This window comes from Rhodopseudomonas palustris (assembly GCF_003226555.1).
Lineage (GTDB): Bacteria > Pseudomonadota > Alphaproteobacteria > Rhizobiales > Xanthobacteraceae > Rhodopseudomonas > Rhodopseudomonas palustris_I.
In genome coordinates, this window is sequence record NZ_QKQS01000038.1 from 227,838 (window position 1) to 248,269 (window position 20,432).

The window sequence follows — 20,432 nt, forward strand, 5'->3', positions numbered from 1 at the left end:
CGCTACGGCGCAGGCGCAGTCGGCTCGATCCGGAATTCAGGGACCGCACCCTTCAAGATCGCGACGACCTCATCGTGACGCCCTGCCACAATTGCAGTCTCGAGCGCTGCGAGTCCCTGGCGGAGCGTCGGCAACGGAAGTTCATTCGGACACGCGGCCATGATTCCCGGGACACCAATCTCGGTGGTCGGTTCGTGCTCCGCGAACAGAATCTCGTGCAGCCGTTCGCCGGGCCGGACGCCGGTGAACACGATCTCGATGTCGTAGCCGGGCTGCAGACCGGACAGCCGGATCATGCGCTCGGCCAATTCGACGATCTTCACCGGCTGTCCCATACTCAGCACAAACACCGACGCATCGGCACGCTGCGAATTAAGGGCGTAGGTCGCCGCGGTGATGACCAAGTCGCACGCTTCGCGAATGGTCATAAAATAGCGCACCATGTCCGGGTGCGTCACCGTCACCGGACCACCGGCTTCGATCTGCGCCTTGAACTTCGGCACCACCGAACCGTTCGACGCAAGCACGTTGCCGAACCGCACCGAGATCAGCCGCATCGACGCGTTGCGCTCGATGCTGCCGGCGAGCTCGCGGTCAAGCGCCTGACAGTACAGCTCGGCGAAGCGCTTGGTGAGGCCCAGCATCGACACCGGCTCGATCGCCTTGTCGGTCGAAATCATCACCATCGCTTCGGCACCGGCCGCCCGCGCCGCGTCGGCGACGTTGACCGAACCGAAGATGTTAGTCTTGACGCCCTCGCCCCAATCCCGCTCGAGGATCGGCACATGCTTCAGCGCGGCAGCGTGGAAGACGAGGTCGGGCTTGAACGCACCGAGGAGGTCGAAGACTCGCTCACGGTCGCGAATGTCGGCAATGCGGCCTTCAATCTTGGTCTTGCTGATCTTCGCCGAAAGCTTTTCCATCGCCGCGTACAACGCCGGCTCCGAATTCTCGATTACCAGCAGCCTGCCGGCGCCGAAGGTGGTGACGCGATCGCACATTTCTAAGCCGATCGATCCACCGCCACCGGTGACGACGATTGATTTACCCTTCAGCAGGCTCTCAAGCCTGTCGTAATTGATTTTGACGCTGGGGCGCAGCAACAGATCTTCGACGGCGACCGGGGCCAGTCGGGGCGTATCGCGGCTTTCCTCCAGCGACGGCAACCGGCTGACCGTCAGCCCAAGCTTGCGTGCCCGCATTAGCACCGATTCCGGCTGAGCCTCCGCTTCGAAGGCGGAAGGCATCATCACCGCGCGCTCGATCGGCTTGTTGCGATGTGCAAAGTCGGCGATCACATTGTGCAGGTCGTCGATGCCGCCGAGCACCGGAAGACCGCGGATGGTCTGGCCGCGATCCGAGAACGCGGGAGACAAGATGCCGACCGGCCACAGCCGCTGCACCGCACCGCTTTCGACGGCTCGCAAGAACACCTCGGCATCGGCGGCTCGGCCGATCAGCAACGTCGGCGCTGCATCCATCCGGCGCGCCTTGTTGCGCGTGCGCGTATAGCGAAAGTAACGGTATGCGAGGCGCGAGCCGGCAAGGAAGAATACCTCGAGAAACCAGTACAAGACGATCGTGGTCTTCCCGAGAAAGAACGTCCCGTACATGTTGGGAGCGAGGAAAATGTAGTCCAGCACCAGCAGCGCGATCGTCAGAACGCTCGCGGCCCGCAGAATGTTGAGCAGGTCCGGGATCGAGATGAACCGCCACTTGGTCGTCGTCAGCTGAAACAGATAACAGACGAAAAAACTGAAGATCACGAAGTACGGCAGGATCTTCAGGAGCAGCGGCAGGCGGTCCAGCAGGTTTTCGCCGTCGAACCGCAGATAGAAGCTGAGCAACACCGCAGCCGCGGTCGCGAGCAGATCGTGCAGCGCAATCAGCCAATTGCGATAGGTGAACGACCGAATCGACGTCATCATTGCGCGTCTTTCTCGCGATGATCCGGGACGGCCGCCATGGTCAGGACTGCCCCTCGCGCGCCCGCGCGACCAGGGACGTCGTGCTGAAGCCGGGTAGCACATCGACCAACAGCACGTCTCCGCCCTTGGCCGCGACGATCTCGTGGCCGACGACCTGCTCGCGGGTATAGTCGCCGCCTTTGACCAGCACGCTCGGTTCGATCCGGGTGATCAGCCGAAGCGGCGTATCTTCTTCGAAGATCGCCACCAGATCGACCGCCTCCAGCGCGGCCAGCACCTCGGCGCGAGCGCGTTCGTGCTGCACCGGCCGGCTCTCGCCCTTCAGCCGCCGCACCGAGGCATCGCTGTTCAGGCCGACGATCAGCCGATCACAGGCGCCGCGCGCCGCGGTCAGCACCTTGACGTGACCCGGGTGCAGAATGTCGAAGCAGCCGTTGGTGAATCCGACCCGCAGGCCCTCACGGCGCCACTGCTGCAGCCGCTCGTCGAGTTCCGCATCGCTGCCGATGATCTTTTCTTCAGCTGCCAGCGAAGCGTGTGGCAGGATTCGCCGCCGTAGTTCCGCCGGCGTCACCACCGCGGTACCGTTCTTGCTCACCGCAACAGCCGCAGCGGCACTGGCGGCCCGCATCGCGGCGGCCCAGTTGGCGCCCGAGGCCAGTACCACAGCCAGGACGGCCGCCACGGTATCGCCGGCACCGGAGACGTCGCGGACCTTCACCGGCAGCGCCGGCACATGGATCGGTTCGCCCCCGCGCGGCACCAGCGTCATGCCGTGCTCGCTCTTCGTCACCAACATCGCCTCGCATTCGGCGAGCGCCATCGCGTCCTGGGCGGCCGCGGCAATCTCGTCATCGGTCGCTGCTGCGCTCCGGGTGGCCGCGGTGAATTCCTTGCGGTTCGGGGTCAGCAGCGTGGCGCCGCGATAGATCGCAAAGTTGGCACTTTTCGGATCGACGATCACGCGCTTGCCGAGCTTTTTGGCGGCCTCGATCGTGTCGCGAATGACCCTCGCTGTCAGCACGCCTTTGGCGTAGTCGGACAGCAGTACGATGTCGGCGCGGGCCAGTTGCGGCAAGATCGCATCGAGCAGACGCTGCTCGACGTCCGCGGCGGCCGGCGCCGCGGTCTCCCAATCGGCCCGCAGCATGTGGGTCGAAAAATGCTCGGAGACGAACCGCACTTTCCGGGTGGTCGGCCGCGACGCATCACGCACCAGTACCGGCTCGATCCGCGACTCGCTGCCAAGTTCGGCCTCCAGAAAACGTCCGGTGGCATCATCGCCGATTAGGCCGACGAAGATGCAGCGCGCGCCGATCGCCGCGATGTTCCGGGCGACGTTGCCGGCGCCGCCGATATTGGTCTCGCTGCGCTGAACCGCGATCACCGGTGCCGGCGCTTCTGGCGAAATCCGCGACACCTCGCCATAGACAAATTCGTCGAGCATCAGATCCCCAACGCACAGCACGGTCTGGCGGGCGATCGATTGCAGCAGGGCGTCGAAGCTGAACATCCGAATCCAAAACGGTTGGGCGCGATCAGCGGAAGCGATCGCTACAGTCGAGGTAACCTTTGACGTAAGATTCGACCGCCTCTTCGAGCGGGGTGAAGCCGCCATTGTAGCCTGCGGCACGCAGCCGATCGCCTTCACTCTGGGTAAAGTACTGATAGCTGCCGCGAATCTGTTCCGGCATATCGATGTACTCGATCTGCGGCGGCGTGCCGAGCGCGGCGTAAGCGGCAAGGATCAGGTCGCGGAAGCTTCGGGCATGACTGGTGCCGACGTTGAAGATGCCGCTGACGCTTGGTGAAGCGAACAGCCACATCATCACCCGCACCACGTCGTCGACATAGATGAAGTCGCGGCGCTGATCGCCGTCGGCGATGCCGTCGCGATGCGATTTGAACAACTGCACCACCCGGCCGGACTTGATGTCCTCGAACCGCCGCGCCAGCACGCTGGCCATGGTGTCCTTGTGATACTCGTTCGGCCCGAACACGTTGAAGAATTTCAGGCCGGCCCATTGCGGCGGCAGCCTGTCGTCGTTGGCGGCCCGCTCGGCGACAACGAGGTCGAACAGATGCTTGCTCCAGCCATACAGGTTCATCGGCCGCAACTGTTTCAGCGCAGGGAGCGAAAAATCGTCATCGAAGCCGTGATCGCCGTCGCCATAGGTCGCTGCCGACGAGGCGTAGATCAGCGGCGTGCCGGTCTCGGTGCACCAGTCCAGCAGCCGCAGCGACAGCCGGAAATTGGTCTCCATCACCATGTCGCCGTCGGTGGCGGTGGTCGCGGAGATCGCCCCCATGTGGAACACGGCGTCGAGCTTGCGGCCTTTCAGCCAGTCGGCAAGTTCCGCCGGCGGCACGAAATCGGCCAGCTGCCGTTTGGCAAGGTTCTTCCACTTGCCGTCATGGCCGAGAAAGTCGGACACCACGACGTCGGCCCGGCCGGCCTCGTTCAGCGCCGCGACCAGATTCGATCCAATGAACCCGGCGCCCCCGGTGACCAGCAGCATGACTTCTCCGCCTCGATTTGCGCGGCCACCTTTGCCCCACTCCGCCCGGGCAGGCAACTTCAACTCTGAATTGCTGTGAATGCGGAATGGGCCCGGCGCGAAATGCCGGCTGGACGCGGGCCGCCGCAGGCGCTAACCGGCTGGGCCGATCAGTCCCTGCCCGGCAGGGCAGGTAGAACAAGTAATGAATTACGAATCACTCAAAGCTAGCCTGGCGACCGCGCCGGACCGCAACGAGACCAGCCCGGTGCTGCTGGTCCCGTATATGTGGATCGGCGATTTCGTGCGCTGCCACACCGTGGTGCGGGTGTTGAAAGATCGCTGGCCGAACCGGCCGGTCGACGTCCTCACCACGACGCTGTGCGCGCCGCTGGTCGACTATATGCCCGGCGTCCGCCAGGGAATCGTCTGGGACCTGCCGCGCAGCAAGATCTCGCTGTCCCAGGAACGGGCGCTGGCCGCGAAATTGCGGCAGCAGGGCTACGGCGCCTCCGTGGTGATGCCGCGCACCTTCAAATCGACCATCGCGCCCTGGCTCGCTGGTATTCCGAAACGCACCGGCTTCATCGGCGAGGTCCGGTTCGGCCTGCTCAATGACTGGCGGCGCGGCGAGAAGGCGCTGCCGCGGATGATCGATCGCTGCGCCGCGCTAGCACTGCCGCCCCTACCCGAATTGCCGCTGGACTGGCCCGAGCCGCAGCTCCAGGTGCCGGAAGCCGATATCGCGGCCTGGCGGCAGGCGAACGGCCTGCACGGCCGGACCGTGGTGGCGCTCGCACCCGGCGCCGTCGGGCCGGCGAAACGCTGGAGCTATTACGTCGAAGCCGGCAAGGCGCTGGCCGAGCGCGGCTTCGAGGTGTGGGTGATCGGCGGCCCCGGCGAGACTGCCAAGGCGCAGGAGATCGTCGCCGCCGGTGGTCCGGGCGTCCGCGACCTCACCGGCACCGACTTGCGCAATGGGATCCTGGCGCTGGCGGCAGCCGATCTGGTGATCTCCAACGATTCCGGCCTGCTCCACGTCTCCGCGGCGATCGGCAGCCGAACCATCGGCATTTTCGGCCCGACCAGCCCCTGGCATTACGCCCCGCTCAATCCGATCGAGACAGTGATCCAGGCGCCGGGGGAGATTCCCTGCCGGCCATGCCACAAGCCGACCTGCCGGATGCAGCACCACCGCTGCATGCGCGACATCACAGTCGAGGACGTGACCGCCGCCGCGCTGAGGGCGCTGCAGGCCGCCGGCATAAACCCGGGCCTGTGAGTGCCGCGGCTTGCGCCGGACCCGGCGCTGCGCTTTACCAAGGTCCCGAGCTTTAGCCTTCAGGTGTGACGTGAGCCAGGACAAGATCGCCGCCCATTTCCAGCATTCGCTTGCGGCCATGACCGCGGCCGCGAGCGATGAGGCGCTGCTGACGGTGTCGCGGGCAATCGCTGCCGCATCAATCGCGGCACTACGCGCGGGCCACAAGATCCTGCTCGCCGGCAATGGCGGCAGCGCGGCCGACGCCCAGCACATCGCCGCCGAGATCATCGGCCGCTACAAGCGTGACCGCGCCGCATGGCCGGCAGTGGCACTCACCACCGACACCTCGGCGCTCACCGCGATCGCCAACGACTATGGCTTCGAGCGGGTGTTCGCCCGGCAGGTCGAAGGGCTCGGCCAGCCCGGCGACGTCTTCCTCGGCATCACCACCTCCGGCCGCTCGCCGAACATCCTCGCGGCACTCGAAGTCGCGCGCCAGCGCGGCCTCGTCACCGTCGGCATGACCGGCCCGAATGGCGGATCGATGGGCGCGCTGTGCGATCATCTGCTGATCGCACCGGCCCCGGAGACTGCGCTGGTTCAGCAAATCCATTTAATGGCTGCGCATGCGATCTGCGACGAGATCGAAGTCGCGCTCGTTGCGCCGTCGCCATGACCGCGACCGCACCGCGTCGTCCCGCTGCCTTCCTCGATCGCGACGGCGTCATCAACTACAACGATCACTATGTCGGCACGCGCGACCGCCTGCGCTGGATGCCGGGGATTGCCGCGGCGATCCGGCAGCTCAATGCGGCCGGCTACTACGTGTTCATCATCACCAACCAATCCGGCGTCGCCCGCGGCATGTTCAGTGAGGACGACGTCCGTGCCTTGCATCGCTGGATGCTGAACGAGTTGAATGCGCAAGGTGCGCGGATCGACGATGTCCGGTTCTGCCCGCATCATGTCGACGGAACGATCGAGGCCTATCGGGTCGCCTGCGAGCATCGTAAGCCGGGGCCGGGCATGATCCTGGATCTCGCCAAGGCCTGGCCGGTCGACATGGCGCGCAGCTTCGTGATCGGCGACAGCGCAAGCGATATCGAGGCAGCCCAAGCTGCCGGGATTCCCGGGTTTCGCTTCGAAGGCGAAGACATCGACAGCTTCGTCAACCAGGTGCTCGCCGAGATGCAGCGCACCGCTGCATCCAACTAACCGAGTAGCTGCTCCGCTGCCGCGATCGCCTGCTGCGCCGACGGACCGCCACTCTTGCCGCCGAGCACCCGCAGCGGACCACTGCCGACCGGGCCGGTCAGTCCTGGATCGGTCGCCACATAGATGCCGACCAGCGGCACCCGATACGCAGCAGCCAGATGCAACAGGCCGGTATCAACGCCGATCACCACGGCTGCGCCCGCGATCACGCCGGCGGTGAGATCGAGCGGCTGACGCGGCAGCACGCGGCTGCCGGGAATCGCAGCCGACAGCCGCTCGGCAGTCTGCCGCTCGGTCTCGGTACCCCATGGCAGCACCGGCTGCAGCCCGCAGCCCCGCAGCCAGCGGCCGGTCTCGATCCAGTCTTCGGCGCGCCATTCCTTCGACACCCGCGAGGTGCCGTGCAGCAACAGCGCGTAAGGCGCATCAGCGCCGCGCGCCGGCTTGATCAGCCCATAGTCGATCTCGTCCGGCGGCTGATAGCCGAGCGACAATCCGGTAAGCGCGCGATTGCGCGCGACCGCGTGCAGCGCGCGGCTGACGCCGTGGCGGACCTGATAGAACCGCGACGCGAAAGGCTCGCGGATGCTCTGTGCGTCGTAGCCATGGCGCTCGCCCTGGGCAAGACGCGCGATCACCGCTGAGCGGATCAGCCCCTGAGTGTCGATCACCTTGTCGAACTCGGGCTCGCGCAAGCGGGTGTTGAAATCGCCGATCTCCCGCCAGGTGGCGCGGGTCGCCAGATGCGATCGCCACCGCCGCGTCGCCACCGGGATCACCTCGGCCACCGACGGATGCAACCGTGCCAGCGGCGCGAACGCCTCCTCCACCACCCAGCTCATGCGCAGGCCCGGCAGCGCGCGCGCAGCATCCGCGATCGCGGGCATCTGGTGCACCACGTCGCCGAGCGAAGACGTCTTGATGATGAGGATGTCCGACATTGACGCAGAAGGCCGCAATTGCGCGGTCCTCGTTACAGATTGACAACCATAGAGTCGAATCCCCCGCGAAATCGCTGGCAATTCACTCCTTAGGCGGCCCCGCTATACCGCAATTCCATTGTTTGTCGACAGGCTTGCGCGGATGCGCGAGCCGAACCAACACTTTGGACGGAAACCACGATGACCGTACTCGTTACCGGCGGCGCCGGTTACATCGGAAGCCACACGGTTCTGGCGCTGGTCGAGGCCGGCGAAAGCGTGGTGGTGATCGACAATCTCTCGACCGGCTTTTCGCAGTTCGTTCCGGAAGGCGTGCCGCTGTTCATCGGCGATGCCGGCGACGAAAACCTGGTCGAGGGCGTGATTGCCTCGCACCGCGTGGATTCGATCATCCATATCGCCGGTTCGGTGATCGTCTCCGAGTCGATGCGCGATCCGCTCAGCTACTATCGCAACAACACCTCGGTTTCGCGCAGTGTTCTGAATGCCGCGGCGCGGCGCGGCGTCAAGAACGTCGTGTTCTCGTCGACCGCAGCGGTGTACGGCAATCCGGATCAGGTTCCGATCGGCGAGGATGCGCCGACGCGGCCGGCGTCACCCTATGGCCGCTCCAAGTTGATGACCGAGATCATGCTGCACGACGCGGCGATCGCTTACGGCATCAACTACGTGACGCTGCGCTACTTCAACGTCGCCGGTGCCGATCCGCAGGCGCGGATCGGTCTCGCCACCGCAGGCGCCACGCATCTGCTGAAGATCGCCGTGGAGGCCGCCACCTGCCAGCGCAGACGGATCGACGTCTACGGCACCGATTATCCGACGCCCGACGGCAGTTGCATCCGCGACTTCATTCACGTCACCGACCTCGCGCAGGCGCACTGCGCCGCGCTCGACTACTTGCGCGCCGGCGGCAAGCCGGTAACCTTGAACTGCGGTTACGGCCGCGGCTATTCGGTGCTCGAAACGATCGACACCGTCAAACGCGTGGCCGGACGCAATTTCGCCGTCGCTGCCGCGGGACGCCGCCCCGGTGACATCATGACGATGGTCGCCGACACCAGCCGGATCCGCAGTACGCTCGATTGGACGCCGCATTACGACGACCTCGAGACCATCGCCACGCATGCGCTGGCGTGGGAGCAGAAGCTGGTGCGCATGCGCCAAGGGATTGAATTGCAAGCCATTCCGGCCTGACGGCGGTTTCGGTTCCGCCGTTTTGGCTTGAAAATCCAGGCCAGCGGGGGCAAGGACTCCGCCGAGACGCACGCCTTCCTCGCGCGCGACCCTTGTTCGACGCCGTCGATGGAACGCGGGAATGACCGAAGCCCCACGCAAGATTACTGACGACCCCTATGGTGCGTGGCAGCTGATCCGCCGCCTCGTGATGGAACAGGCCTCGGCCTATTGGCGGCGCTATGCGCTGGCGTTCGGGCTGATGGCGATCGCCGCCGCGGCGACCTCCGGCTCGGCCTTCCTGCTCGGCAAGGTGATCAACCAGGCCTATGTCGATCGCGATCTGCAGGGCATCATGTTCTGGTCGATCGTCACCCTCGTGGTGTTCAGCCTGAAGGGCGCGGCGACCTACGGCCAGTCGGTGATCCTTACCCAGATCAAGAACGCGATCCTCGCCAACAATCAGCGGCGCATGTTCCACAAGCTGATGAGCGAGAGCATCGGCTTCTTTTCGCAGCGGCATTCGTCCGAGTTCCTCGCGCGCCTCACCGCCGGCGCCAACTCCGTCACCGAAGTTCTCAACCTGCTGATCAATGCGATCGGCCGTGATTTCTTGTCGCTGATCGGCCTGGTCATCGTGATGGTGATCCAGGATCCGTTCATGGCGCTGTTCGGTCTGTTGATCGCGCCGCCGGCGGCGTTCGTGGTGCGCAAGCTGGTGAAGCGGGTGAAGGGCCTGGCGCTGACGCAGTTCACCGGCAACGCTCAGATCCTCGAGACGATGCAGGAGTCGCTGCAGGGCATCCGCACCGTGAAGGCGTTCTCGCTCGAGAAGACCATGAGCGACCGGATCGACGCCAACATCGCCGCGGTGCAGGCCAACGCCGACAAGATGGCGAAAGTGTCGAACCGCTCCAGCCCGCTGATGGAAACGCTCGGCGGCTTCGCGGTGGCGGCGTCGCTGATGTATGGCGGCTATCGCGTGGTCGCGACCGGCGCGACGCCCGGCGAGTTCTTCTCTTTCCTGACCGCATTCCTGCTCGCCTACGAGCCGGCGAAGCGGCTGGCGCGGCTCAACATCGAGCTCAACAGCGGCTTGGTCGGCGCCCGGATGCTGCTCGAAATCATCGACAGCCCGCCGAGCGAGCCGGACGACAGCCACAGGCCGGCCCTGCAACTCACCAAGGCGCGGGTCGAGTTCGACCACGTCTCGTTCGCCTATCGACCCGACGAGCCGGTGCTCAACCAGATGAGCTTCGTCGCCGAGCCCGGTCAGACGACCGCGCTGGTCGGCCCGTCCGGCGGCGGCAAATCGACGGTGCTGGCGCTGCTGCTGCGGCTGTACGAAGTGCAATCCGGCGAGATCCGCATCGACGGACAGTCGACCGCGACCGTGTCGCGCGAGTCGCTGCGGCAGCAGACCGCCTATGTCGGTCAGGACGTGTATCTGTTCCGCGACACCGTCCGCGCCAACATCGCGTTCGGCAAGCTCGGCGCCACCGACGACGAGATCGTGGCCGCCGCCAAGGCCGCCTGCGCGCATGATTTCATCATGAGCTTCCCGCTGGGCTACGATACCCCGGTCGGCGAACACGGCGCCCAGCTGTCCGGAGGCCAACGCCAGCGCATCGCGGTCGCCCGCGCGCTGTTGCGCGACGCGCCGATCGTGCTGCTCGACGAGGCCACCGCGGCGCTGGATTCGGAGTCGGAGAAGCTGGTGCAGGAGGCGATCGATCATCTCGCCCGGGGCCGCACTACCATCGTGATCGCGCACCGGCTGCACACCATCATGCACGCCGACTCGATCCTGGTGGTCGAAGCCGGCGAGATCGTCGAGCAGGGCCGGCACGACGACCTGCTGCGCCGAGACGGACGCTATGCCTCGTTCTTCCGGTTGCAGCAGCGTCACGCGACGCCTCTAGCTCCGGCCGAAGCCTCCGCCTAACCTGATCGGACCTGACCCCGCGCCTCCCTCATCGCCCCCTTAACTTGCGAAAGACACTCATGAGCACCGCTGGTTTCGTGATCGCCCCATCGCCGCAGCCCGCCCTCGCCGTCGCTGGGACCAGCGACCGCTTTCCGGTGCGCCGGATCTGGTGCGTCGGCCGCAACTATCTCGAACACGTCCGCGAGATGGGCAATGACGAGCGCCAGCCGCCATTCTTCTTCGCCAAGCATGCCGACATGGTTGTGCCCGACGGCGCCACCATCCCTTATCCGCCGCTGACCAAGGATCTGCATCACGAGGTCGAGCTGATCGTCGCGCTGAACAGCGGTGGACTGAACATTCCCGTCGAGAACGCGCTCGATCACGTCTGGGGCTATGCGGTCGGCATCGACCTCACTCGCCGTGACCTGCAGATCGCCTCGCGCAAGAAGGAACAGCCCTGGGAGATCGGCAAATCGTTCGACGCCTCGGCGCCGTGCGGCGCGCTGCGCCCGGCCTCCGAGATCGGCCATCCGGCCACCGGCAAGATCTGGCTGTCGGTCAACGGCACCGAGCGGCAGAGCGGCGATCTGTCGGAGATGATCTGGAACGTGCCGGAGATCATCGCCAAACTCTCGGCCCAGGTCGAGCTCGCCGCCGGCGACATCATCATGACCGGCACCCCGGCCGGCGTCGCAGCGCTGTCGCCCGGCGACGCCATCACCTGCGGCGTCGACGGCATCGGCACGCTGAACGTGACCATCGGAAAGCCAGCCTGACGAGGCCAGCCGGCGTTAGCCAGCCATTAACCATAAACCGGGAGTATCGCGGCGGGGGGCCGATCAGGAGCTGCCGCGATGATGTCCGACTTCGGAAGATATCTTCTCGCCGTCCTCGCGACCATGGCGTTCCTGGCCACTGCTCAGAATGCCGGCGGCCTGAGCTGGCGCGGCCACCCTCAGATCGCGATCGCTGCCAATCAGTAGTTAGTGCGACCTGAACTGCGGCCGGAACCCGCGCGGCTGAAAGCCTAGCTCGGCGGCGGCCGGCTCGGCGTCGAAGGTCATGTTCTTGGCCATCCGCGTCGCCATCGTGGCCGACAGGCCGGGCAGCACCTTGACCGCGACCGGCAGGACGATCCGCCACGCCCAATCCGGTACCGGTACGATGATACGCGGCAGGCCGAGCCCGTCGAAGATCCGTCCCACCATCTCGCGATAACTCAGGGTTTCGCCGCCCGGCAGATTGTAGGTCTTGCCGATCGCGTGCGGCCGCGCGGCGGCAGCAACCGCGGCTGCGGCGAGATCGTCGGCGTGCACCGGCTGGCGCAGCCCCTCGCCGCCCGCCATCAGCGGGAAGAAGCGGAAGCGCCGGATCAGCCCGGCGATCCGGCTGACATTGCCGTCGCGTCCCTCCAGATAGATCAGCGTCGGCCGCAGCACCGTGCAGCCGACATTGTGCGCCGCGCAGGCCGCGATCACACGCGCTTCGCCGGCGCCCCAGTCGCGAATGAGGGTCCGCTCTTCAGGATCGGGCGTGTCCCATTTGGTTTCGATGCTGGTCGAGGTGAACACCACCAGCCGCTTCATCCCCGCCGCCGCCAGCACCGGCACCGCATCGGCGACACGGCCTACCGGCGCGGTCGCGAACACCACATCGAGCGGCGGCAGCGCCACACGGCCAAGATCTTGAAGATCGCCCGCAACCCAACTCACGCCATCGGCCGTTCTCTGCGGCTGACGCGACAGCCCCACCGGCTTCGCCCCTTCGGCGATCAGCCGGCGGACAATCGCACCGCCAACCATCCCGGTAGCGCCGACGACGAAAGGCTGAGGTAAGGTCATTGTGGCTCCACGGCTCTTCCCTGCCGACACGGCTCGGAATCGACTCAATGCTATCCAAGAAGGTTGCATAGCAGGAAAAGCCGAAAGTGCGGGGTGCGAGGGGGTTGGCGAGAGGCTCGTCCGTCAGCCTCCTCCCAGCCGCAAAACACCGTTGAGGACGTACGCGGGGACGTGCTCACGGAGCTCGGACGACGCTCTTAAGTCAAAGGCAGAGTCCGAAAAGCCACGGCTGCAAAGTCACGCCACCTCATCCAATCGTCACCGCCTCGCAACGCTCCGCGAGCGGAGGCACCAAACTCGGCGCCGGATCGTGGCAGGCTCGGCAGATGACGCGGTTGCGGCCGGCGTGTTTGGCGTCGTACAGCGCCTGGTCGGCGGCTTTCATCAGGTCGGAGACGTCTTTCATGTCCGGCAGCGCGGTGGCGACGCCGATGCTGACGGTGGCGGGAATGGCGCGCGACGCCACCACCAGCGCGTTGGCGGCGACCTCGCGGCGCAGCCGTTCGGCGACCACCTCCGCCTGCGCCAGATCGGTCTCCGGCAACAGCAGCGCGAATTCCTCGCCGCCGAGCCGGGCCAGCACGTCGCAATCCCGCTTGCAGTCGCGCGCCAGGTTCGCGAGGTGTACGATCATCTCGTCGCCGACCTGATGACCGAAGCTGTCGTTGATGGCTTTGAAGTAATCGATGTCGATCATCAGGAACGACATCGACCGCCCGTAGCGGCGGGCGCGCGACCACTCGCGGTCGGCCAGGGTGAGGAAATGGCGGCGGTTGTAGACGCCGGTCATGCCGTCGGTGGTGGCCAGCCGCTCCAGCTCCTCGGCGTTGCGGACGATGTCGGTGACGTCGCTGTAGATCAGCATCCGGCCGCCGCTGGGCAGCACGGCGAGATGGCAGCGCAGCGCGGTGCCGTCGGTCATCGCCAGATCCATCGGCTTCGGATCGCCGGATTGCACCCAGGCCAGCCGCCGTGCCACGTAGTCGTCGAGATTGACCGCGACCGCCTGCGCGGAGGCCGCCAGCATCTCGGCATAGAGCGGCCGGTTCTGCCGGATCTCCTCGGCGCTGTTGGCCCGGAACATCACATGCAGCACCGGATTGCTGTAAACCGCGCGCAGTTCCTCGTTCAGGATCAAGAGGCCGGCGTCGACATTGTCGAGCGCGGCGTACAGCGTCTCCAGCGCCTGCCTGGCTTCGGCCAGTTCGCGCTGCAGCCCTGCGATCTCCGCCGGATGATCCGGAGAGCCCGCGCTATCCTGCGTTTCCTCGGTTCGTCTCTTGTGCATTGTCACGATCTCCGCGACGCGCCAGCGACTGAATTACACCATGGGTTGCATGACGACAGGCAACAACTCCTGAATGCCCCCAGGGCAATTACGAGGTGTCGTTAACGCCCCGTAAACGTCGCAGCGGGGGCGGTACGGCTCCGCCCGCACGAAAGATTGGCGCTTTGGCCCGGCATGGCTTAAAGCGTGCCGGTCTCCCGTCATTGCCCGCCGCGCGCGGCGGCGCATCGTTCGAAGGCTCACCCAGAAGAGCCAGGACGGGATTTTCCCATTCGGCGTGATCGCCCAGAAGGTCGTCGTTCGTGACATTTCCGACCAGTCCCCCGCCGCTCGCCCGAGCTTTGGCGGAGCGCAATTATCTTCAGGCGACGCCGGTGCAGAGCGCAGTGCTCGCGCCGGACACCATCGGCCGCGACCTCCTGGTCTCGGCGCAGACCGGCTCCGGCAAGACCGTCGCCTATGGCCTCGCGATCGCCCGCGACTTGCTCGGCGACGCCGAGCAGTTCGCCCCCGCCGCCGCGCCGTTGGCACTGATCGTGGCGCCGACCCGCGAGCTGGCGCTGCAGGTGCACCGCGAGCTGAGCTGGCTGTATCGCCACGCCGGCGCCCGCATCGTCTCCTGCGTCGGCGGCATGGACCCGCGCCGCGAGCAGCGGGAATTGGCGGACGGCGCCCACATCGTGGTCGGCACGCCGGGGCGGCTGTGTGACCATCTGCGCCGCAACCGGCTCGACGTGTCGCAGCTCAAGGCCGTGGTGCTGGACGAGGCCGACGAAATGCTCGATCTCGGCTTCCGCGAGGACATGGAATTCATCCTCAAGACCACGCCCGAGGCCCGCCGCACCCTGCTGTTCTCCGCGACGCTGCCACGCGGCATCATCGCGCTGGCTAAGACCTATCAGCACGACGCGATGCGGATCGAGGTCGAGGGTGCCGAGGGCGGCCACGCCGACATCGAATATCGCGCCATACGCATTGCGCCGGGCGACGTCGAGCACGCCGTCGTCAATGTGCTGCGCTACGTCGAATCCCCGACCGCGATCGTGTTCTGCAACACCCGCAGCGCGGTGAACCATCTGCAGACTGCGCTGCTGGAGCGCGGCTTCGCGGTGGTGGCGCTGTCCGGCGAACTCACCCAGAACGAACGCACCGGAGCGCTGAACGCGCTCCGCGACGGCCGCGCCCGGGTCTGCGTCGCCACTGACGTCGCGGCGCGTGGCATCGATCTGCCCAATCTCGGCCTCGTCGTTCACGCCGAGCTGCCGAACGATGCCGAAGTGATGCAGCATCGCTCCGGCCGCACCGGGCGCGCCGGCAACAAGGGCATCAGCGTCCTGTTGGTGCCGCCGGCACGGCGGCGGCGCGCCGAGCTGCTGCTGCAGCTCGCCGGCATCGAGGCGAACTGGGGCACCGCGCCGCAGGCCGACGAAATCCGCAGCCTCGATCAGCAGCGCATGCTGCAGGACCCGCTGTTCACCGAGGAGCCGACCGCTGAAGATCAGGCGTTGGCGCAGGCGCTGCTCGCCGAGCGCTCGCCCGAGCAGATCGCCGTCGCACTGGCCAGGATGGTCCGCGCCCGGATGCCGGCGCCGGAGGACATTCTCGATCCCGGCGAGCGCCCGGCCCGCGGCCGCGACGAGCGCCCCGGCAAGCCCGTGCGCGAGCCGCGCGATCGCGACGCGCGCGACAACGCGCCGCGACCACGTTCGGGGAAGGCCGGCGAGAAGCATGCGATCACGGGCGGCGTGTGGTTTCGCGCCGCGATCGGCAAGCGCAAAAACGCCGAGGCGCGCTGGCTGCTGCCGATGATCTGCCGCCGCGGCGGCATCACCCGGCAGGACATCGGCGCGATCCGCATCCTCGACACCACCACCGAATTCGAGATTTCGTCCGCCGCCGCGGACGCGTTCGCGGCGCAGATCAAGCGGCCCGATCACGACGACAACATCCGCATCGAGCCGCTGATCGGCGCCAAGCCGATCCTGCCGCGCGATGACCGGCCGCCGGGCAAGCCGCGCGAGGGGACCAAGTCGCAGCGCGAGACCCGCCGCAGCAAGCGGCCGGATTCGTGGTCGCCGATGGTCGATGCGGCACTCGACGATCCGCGCCCGCCGCGAAGCAAGGAAGCGCGCCTCAAGGAGGCCGGCTTCCCGCCGGCGAAAGACGGCCACCACAGCGACGGCCTCAAGAAGAAGGAAGGCTTCAAGAACGACGCCTTCAAGAAAGACGGTTTCAAGAAGAAGCCGAAGTCGCGCGACGACAAACCGGCCTATGTCAGCAAGGCCCGCCGCGCCGACCCTTCGGCCAAGAACCCGCCGTTCAAGAAGAAGGCGAAGAACAAGTTTCGCTGAGGCGAGTTCGTCGTGAGGCCGGCTTGGGGCACGGCATCCCACAAGTAACAAGGCCGGGGGACAATGCCCCCGGCCTTAATTCTTTACGCTGACAGCGCTCGCTTACAGCGTCAGCTCATGGCGGCCGACCACCATCCAGTGCACTTCGTCCGGACCGTCGGCGAAGCGAAGGTGGCGGACGTCGGTGTACATCTCGGCGAGCGGGGTCCACTGCGAGATGCCGGTGGCGCCGTGCATCTGGATCGCCTGATCGATGATCTTGCAGGCGCGCTCCGGCACCATGGCTTTGACCATGCTGACCCAGACGCGCGCTTCCTTGTTGCCGAGCACGTCCATGGCTTTCGCCGCCTTCAGCACCATCAGCCGCATCGCTTCGATCTCGCAGCGCGCCTGCGCGATAATCTGCAGGTTGCCGCCGAGATGCGCGATCTTCTTGCCGAACGCCTCGCGGGTCAGGCCGCGCGCCACCATCAGATCGAGCGCCTTCTCGGCCTTGCCGATGGTGCGCATGCAGTGATGGATGCGGCCCGGGCCGAGCCGAAGCTGCGAGATCTCGAAGCCGCGGCCTTCGCCGAGCAGGATGTTCTCCTTCGGCACCCGGACATTGTTGAAGCGCATGTGCATGTGGCCGCGCGGCGCGTGGTCATGGCCGAACACGTGCATCGGGCCGATCACCTCGACGCCGGGGGTGTCGACCGGAACCAGGATCTGCGACTGCTGCTTGCTGGGCGCGGCGGTCGGATCGGTCTTGACCATCACGATCATGATCTTGCAGCGCGGATCGCCGAGACCGGAGATGTAATACTTCTCGCCGTTGATCACCCACTCGTTGCCGTCGAGCACGGCTGAGGTCGAGACGTTCTTGGCGTCGGACGAGGCGACGTTCGGCTCGGTCATCACATAGGCCGAACGGATCTCGCCGTTGAGCAATGGCTTGAGCCACTTCTCTTTCTGCTCAGGCGTGCCGACGCGCTCCAGCACTTCCATGTTGCCGGTGTCGGGCGCCGAGCAGTTCATCACTTCGGAGGCGAGCGGCGCCTTGCCGAGTTCGGCGGCGATGTAGGCGTAGTCGAGATTGTTGAGGCCCTCGCCGGTCTCGGCGTCGGGCAGGAAGAAGTTCCACAGCCCGACTTCCTTGGCCTGCGCCTTGGCCTTGCCGAGCAGATCGAGTTGCTCCTGGCTGAACGACCAGCGGTTCGGATTCTTCGCTTCCGCGATCTCGAACTCGTGCTGCATCGGCTCGACGACGTCGGCGATGAACTTCTTGACGTGATCGTACAGCGGCCGGACGGCTTCGCTCATCCGCAGATCGTTGAGCGTGTCTTCGGGGGCGAGCGTGTAAGGGGTCTGGCGGGGGACGTAGGCCGTCTGCATGCGGGCGTGCTCCTCGTGGCTTTTCTTGGCGTCGTTGGCGGCCCTCCGGTGCGGACGGCTGCGGCCAAGGTTATAGGCACGAACCCACGGCGTTGTCTTGATCGAACTGCGTTTAAAACAGCGTGCGAAAATCGTCCCGCGACACGAAAAACCCGGCATGCGCCGGGTTCGTTCCGTCTTGCGCGACCGATGCCGCTTCAGCGCGGCAACGGCACGACAGCTCCGGTTCTGATTCGATCAGAACCGGCTATGCACTAACCGGCGGCCTGCTTGATCTCGGGCAGCGGCGCCTTGCGCTCGAACGGCTTCTTCTTCGGCGGCGCCGGCAGCAGTCCCTCGCGGATCGCCTTCTTCCGGGCCAGTTTGCGGGCGCGGCGAACGGCTTCCGACTTTTCGCGCGCCTTGCGCTCCGACGGCTTCTCGTAGGCGCGACGCTGCTTCATTTCCCGGAAGACGCCTTCACGCTGCATCTTCTTCTTGAGAACGCGGAGTGCCTGGTCGACGTTGTTGTCGCGGACGAGTACCTGCAATCATTCCTCCTTGATGGGCCACGAAGTGCAATGGATCCCGCATCGCAGCTCGACTGCGCGGGAGCCCATTCGCAAATTTCGGGAATCTCGCGACGCCAGCATTCCGCAGCGTCGGACGATCGGCATCTCCGCGCCGCAGAGATGCATCTTGCTGGTCGCGACGTGACCATTATCCCGCAGCCGTGTCAATCGATTCCCCCGTTGCGGTCCGGTTTCCGGCCCCAAGCCGGCGCCCGCCGGGGAACCGCGGCTGCCTTCGGCGCGGTTTTCGCGGCAAATTCCGGGTACCGCAGCGCACGCAGCTGCTCACGGCCTCGTGACCGCGCCGCCGGGAATATCCGCCGCCGGGCGGCGTCTCTGTCTGCGGATCCACCCACCCCGAAGGAGGAAACATGATCCGCACGTTCACGCTGGTATCCGCTCTCGTGCTTGCCGCCGCCGCATTCGCGCAGGCCCCCGCCCCGGCCAAGGTCGCCGACACCGCCAAGGGCAAGGCGCTGGTCGACGACAAGGGCATGACGCTCTACACCTTCGACAAGGACACCGGCGGCAAGTCGGCCTGCAACGGCCCGTGCGCCACCAACTGGCCGCCGCTGATTGCCGCGTCCAGCGCGCAGGCCTCCGGCGACTGGACCGTGATCACCCGCGACGACGGCGCCAAGCAGTGGGCCTATAAGGGCAAGCCGCTGTATGCCTGGACCAAGGATACCAAGCCGGGCGACACCACCGGCGACGGCTTCCTGAACGGCGCCTGGCACATCGCCAAGCCCTGATCCGACGAGACCAGCCAGGACAAAACAGCCTTGGACGAGATCGCCGCCGAGATCGAGCCGCTGATACCGAGCCTGCGCCGTTACGCACGCGTGCTGCTGCACGATCGCGACGCCGCGGACGATCTCGTCCAGGCCACGCTGGAGCGGGCGCTGACGCGCTGGCGGCTGCGGCGGCCGGGCGGAGACTTGCGCGCCTGGCTGTTCACGATCGAACGCAATCTCTATCTCGACCAGCGCCGCCGCGCGATCCGTCGCGGCCCCGTAGTCGAGATCGACGCGCGCGGCTCCCTTGCCGACGGCGCCGCCGGTCCCGAGCGCAGCCTGATTGCGCGCGACGCGCTGGCGCGGCTCGAGGATCTGCCGGAAGATCAGCGCTCGCTGCTGCTGCTGATCGGCGTCGAGGACTTGAGCTATGAACAGGCCGCGCGGGTGTTCGACGTGCCGGTCGGCACCATCATGTCGCGGCTCAGCCGCGCCCGCGAGGCGCTGCGCCACAGCGTCGAGACCGGCCGCGCCACCGTGTTGAGGAGAGTGAAATGACCGCCCGTCGCCCCCTCAGCGACGACGATCTGCAGGCCTATGTCGACGGCCGGCTCGATGCCGCGCGGCGCGCGGAGGTCGACGCCTATTTGGAGTCCGACGCCGAGGCCGCCCGCCGCATCGCCGGGCAGATCGCCGATCGCGACGATCTGCGCGCGCGGCTCGCCTCGGTCGCCGCCGAGCCGATCCCGGCGCGGCTCAGCATCGCGCATCTGCGCAGCGAACGCCGCGGCTTCGCCGGCCAGCGGTTCGGCGCGGTGGCGGCGGCGCTGGCGTGCCTGCTGATCGGCGGCGCCGGCGGCTGGCTGGCGTCCGAGCGCTGGCACCGCGCGCCCACGGTCGTCGCCGCCGCGCCGGTCGCCGACGCCGCGATGGTGGCGTGGCGGACCTATGCGGTCGAGGTCGCCCATCCGGTCGAAGTGTCGGCCGATCAGGAAGCGCATCTGGTGCAATGGCTGTCGCGCCGGCTCGGCCGAAAACTGACCGCGCCGAAGCTCGACGCGCTCGGGCTGAAGCTGATCGGCGGCCGGCTGCTGCCGGCCACCAACGGACCGGCGGCGCAGTTCATGTATGAGGACGCGCAGGGCCGCCGCGTCACCGTCTATGTGCGGCCGGGCGGCGACGCCGAGCCGAGCGCCTTCCGGTTCGAACGCACGGGAGAATTGGCCGCGTTCTCCTGGATCGACGCCCAGCTATCCTACGCCGTCGTCGCACAGACCGACCGCGACCACCTGCTCGGCATCGCCCGCGCGATCTATCAGCAATACGAAGCGCTGTAGCGCCGGC

The 20,432-nt window shown here is 66.5% G+C and carries 19 protein-coding genes; 11 read left to right on the plus strand and 8 right to left on the minus strand.

The window, feature by feature from the left end; genetic code table 11:
- Positions 1 to 2 precede the first annotated feature (2 nt).
- Genes DNX69_RS24900 through rfaD form a run of 3 tightly spaced genes read right to left on the minus strand, consistent with a single transcriptional unit; the run spans position 3 to position 4,447 of the window.
- Positions 3 to 1,928 carry a polysaccharide biosynthesis protein gene (locus tag DNX69_RS24900; RefSeq protein WP_110788690.1) on the minus strand — a complete coding sequence of 642 codons (1,926 nt, stop codon included), beginning with the start codon at positions 1,926 to 1,928 and terminating at the stop codon, positions 3 to 5.
- A 40-nt stretch (positions 1,929 to 1,968) separates the two neighbouring features.
- Positions 1,969 to 3,441, minus strand: a complete 1,473-nt coding sequence (gene rfaE1, locus DNX69_RS24905; RefSeq protein WP_110788691.1) for a D-glycero-beta-D-manno-heptose-7-phosphate kinase — start codon at positions 3,439 to 3,441, stop codon at positions 1,969 to 1,971.
- A 25-nt stretch (positions 3,442 to 3,466) separates the two neighbouring features.
- On the minus strand, positions 3,467 to 4,447 hold the full coding sequence (rfaD, locus tag DNX69_RS24910; RefSeq protein ID WP_110788692.1) for an ADP-glyceromanno-heptose 6-epimerase: 981 nt from the start codon (positions 4,445 to 4,447) through the stop codon (positions 3,467 to 3,469).
- Between the two features lie 184 nt (positions 4,448 to 4,631).
- Between rfaD and waaF the strand changes: the two genes are divergently transcribed.
- From waaF to DNX69_RS24925, 3 genes are all read left to right on the plus strand, one after another.
- Positions 4,632 to 5,708, plus strand: coding sequence for a lipopolysaccharide heptosyltransferase II (gene waaF / locus DNX69_RS24915; protein WP_110788693.1), 1,077 nt, complete (start codon positions 4,632 to 4,634; stop codon positions 5,706 to 5,708).
- Positions 5,709 to 5,778: 70 nt separating this feature from the next.
- Complete coding sequence (locus DNX69_RS24920; protein ID WP_110788694.1) at positions 5,779 to 6,366, plus strand: D-sedoheptulose 7-phosphate isomerase; 588 nt, start codon at positions 5,779 to 5,781, stop codon at positions 6,364 to 6,366.
- Positions 6,363 to 6,905: an HAD family hydrolase gene (locus DNX69_RS24925; RefSeq protein ID WP_110788695.1), complete on the plus strand. Its 543-nt coding sequence runs from the start codon at positions 6,363 to 6,365 to the stop codon at positions 6,903 to 6,905. Before DNX69_RS24920 ends, DNX69_RS24925 begins: the two co-directional genes overlap by 4 nt.
- Here DNX69_RS24925 and waaC read toward each other — a convergent pair.
- The gene (gene waaC, locus DNX69_RS24930) at positions 6,902 to 7,846 is read right to left on the minus strand and encodes a lipopolysaccharide heptosyltransferase I (RefSeq protein ID WP_110788696.1); all 945 of its coding nucleotides are present in this window, start codon (positions 7,844 to 7,846) and stop codon (positions 6,902 to 6,904) included. The genes DNX69_RS24925 and waaC overlap by 4 nt on opposite strands.
- Before the next feature lie 180 nt (positions 7,847 to 8,026).
- On the opposite strand from waaC, the gene galE reads away from it, so the two are divergent.
- The 4 genes from galE (at position 8,027) to DNX69_RS26805 (ending at position 11,932) form a co-directional block, all read left to right on the plus strand.
- Positions 8,027 to 9,040 (plus strand): UDP-glucose 4-epimerase GalE, encoded by a 1,014-nt coding sequence (gene galE, locus DNX69_RS24935; RefSeq protein ID WP_110788697.1) that lies wholly within the window; start codon positions 8,027 to 8,029, stop codon positions 9,038 to 9,040.
- 121 nt (positions 9,041 to 9,161) lie between these two features.
- Positions 9,162 to 10,964, plus strand: a complete 1,803-nt coding sequence (locus DNX69_RS24940; protein WP_110788698.1) for an ABC transporter ATP-binding protein — start codon at positions 9,162 to 9,164, stop codon at positions 10,962 to 10,964.
- Positions 10,965 to 11,023: 59 nt separating this feature from the next.
- Positions 11,024 to 11,725: a fumarylacetoacetate hydrolase family protein gene (locus tag DNX69_RS24945; protein WP_110788699.1), complete on the plus strand. Its 702-nt coding sequence runs from the start codon at positions 11,024 to 11,026 to the stop codon at positions 11,723 to 11,725.
- Positions 11,726 to 11,803: 78 nt separating this feature from the next.
- The gene (locus tag DNX69_RS26805) at positions 11,804 to 11,932 is read left to right on the plus strand and encodes a hypothetical protein (protein ID WP_283809360.1); all 129 of its coding nucleotides are present in this window, start codon (positions 11,804 to 11,806) and stop codon (positions 11,930 to 11,932) included.
- Here DNX69_RS26805 and DNX69_RS24950 read toward each other — a convergent pair whose 3' ends face one another.
- Positions 11,933 to 12,790, minus strand: a complete 858-nt coding sequence (locus tag DNX69_RS24950) for an NAD-dependent epimerase/dehydratase family protein (RefSeq protein ID WP_110788700.1) — start codon at positions 12,788 to 12,790, stop codon at positions 11,933 to 11,935.
- A gap of 247 nt (positions 12,791 to 13,037) precedes the next feature.
- Positions 13,038 to 14,078, minus strand: a complete 1,041-nt coding sequence (locus tag DNX69_RS24955; RefSeq protein ID WP_110788701.1) for a sensor domain-containing diguanylate cyclase — start codon at positions 14,076 to 14,078, stop codon at positions 13,038 to 13,040.
- A 302-nt stretch (positions 14,079 to 14,380) separates the two neighbouring features.
- Between DNX69_RS24955 and DNX69_RS24960 the strand changes: the two genes are divergently transcribed.
- On the plus strand, positions 14,381 to 16,429 hold the full coding sequence (locus DNX69_RS24960) for a DEAD/DEAH box helicase (RefSeq protein ID WP_110788702.1): 2,049 nt from the start codon (positions 14,381 to 14,383) through the stop codon (positions 16,427 to 16,429).
- Positions 16,430 to 16,531: 102 nt separating this feature from the next.
- Here the strand turns inward: DNX69_RS24960 and DNX69_RS24965 are convergent, their stop codons facing one another.
- Together DNX69_RS24965 and rpsU are read right to left on the minus strand one after the other, a co-directional pair.
- Positions 16,532 to 17,803: an acyl-CoA dehydrogenase family protein gene (locus DNX69_RS24965; protein WP_110788703.1), complete on the minus strand. Its 1,272-nt coding sequence runs from the start codon at positions 17,801 to 17,803 to the stop codon at positions 16,532 to 16,534.
- Positions 17,804 to 18,057: 254 nt separating this feature from the next.
- The gene (gene rpsU / locus DNX69_RS24970) at positions 18,058 to 18,333 is read right to left on the minus strand and encodes a 30S ribosomal protein S21 (RefSeq protein WP_110788704.1); all 276 of its coding nucleotides are present in this window, start codon (positions 18,331 to 18,333) and stop codon (positions 18,058 to 18,060) included.
- Positions 18,334 to 18,725: 392 nt separating this feature from the next.
- On the opposite strand from rpsU, the gene DNX69_RS24975 reads away from it, so the two are divergent.
- From DNX69_RS24975 to DNX69_RS24985, 3 genes are read left to right on the plus strand one after another with little or no spacing between them, the layout of a single operon-like run.
- Positions 18,726 to 19,106, plus strand: coding sequence for a COG4315 family predicted lipoprotein (locus DNX69_RS24975; RefSeq protein WP_110788705.1), 381 nt, complete (start codon positions 18,726 to 18,728; stop codon positions 19,104 to 19,106).
- A gap of 30 nt (positions 19,107 to 19,136) precedes the next feature.
- Positions 19,137 to 19,646: an RNA polymerase sigma factor gene (locus tag DNX69_RS24980; protein WP_110788706.1), complete on the plus strand. Its 510-nt coding sequence runs from the start codon at positions 19,137 to 19,139 to the stop codon at positions 19,644 to 19,646.
- Positions 19,643 to 20,425 carry an anti-sigma factor family protein gene (locus DNX69_RS24985; RefSeq protein ID WP_110788707.1) on the plus strand — a complete coding sequence of 261 codons (783 nt, stop codon included), beginning with the start codon at positions 19,643 to 19,645 and terminating at the stop codon, positions 20,423 to 20,425. Before DNX69_RS24980 ends, DNX69_RS24985 begins: the two co-directional genes overlap by 4 nt.
- The last annotated feature ends 7 nt before the right edge of the window (positions 20,426 to 20,432 follow it).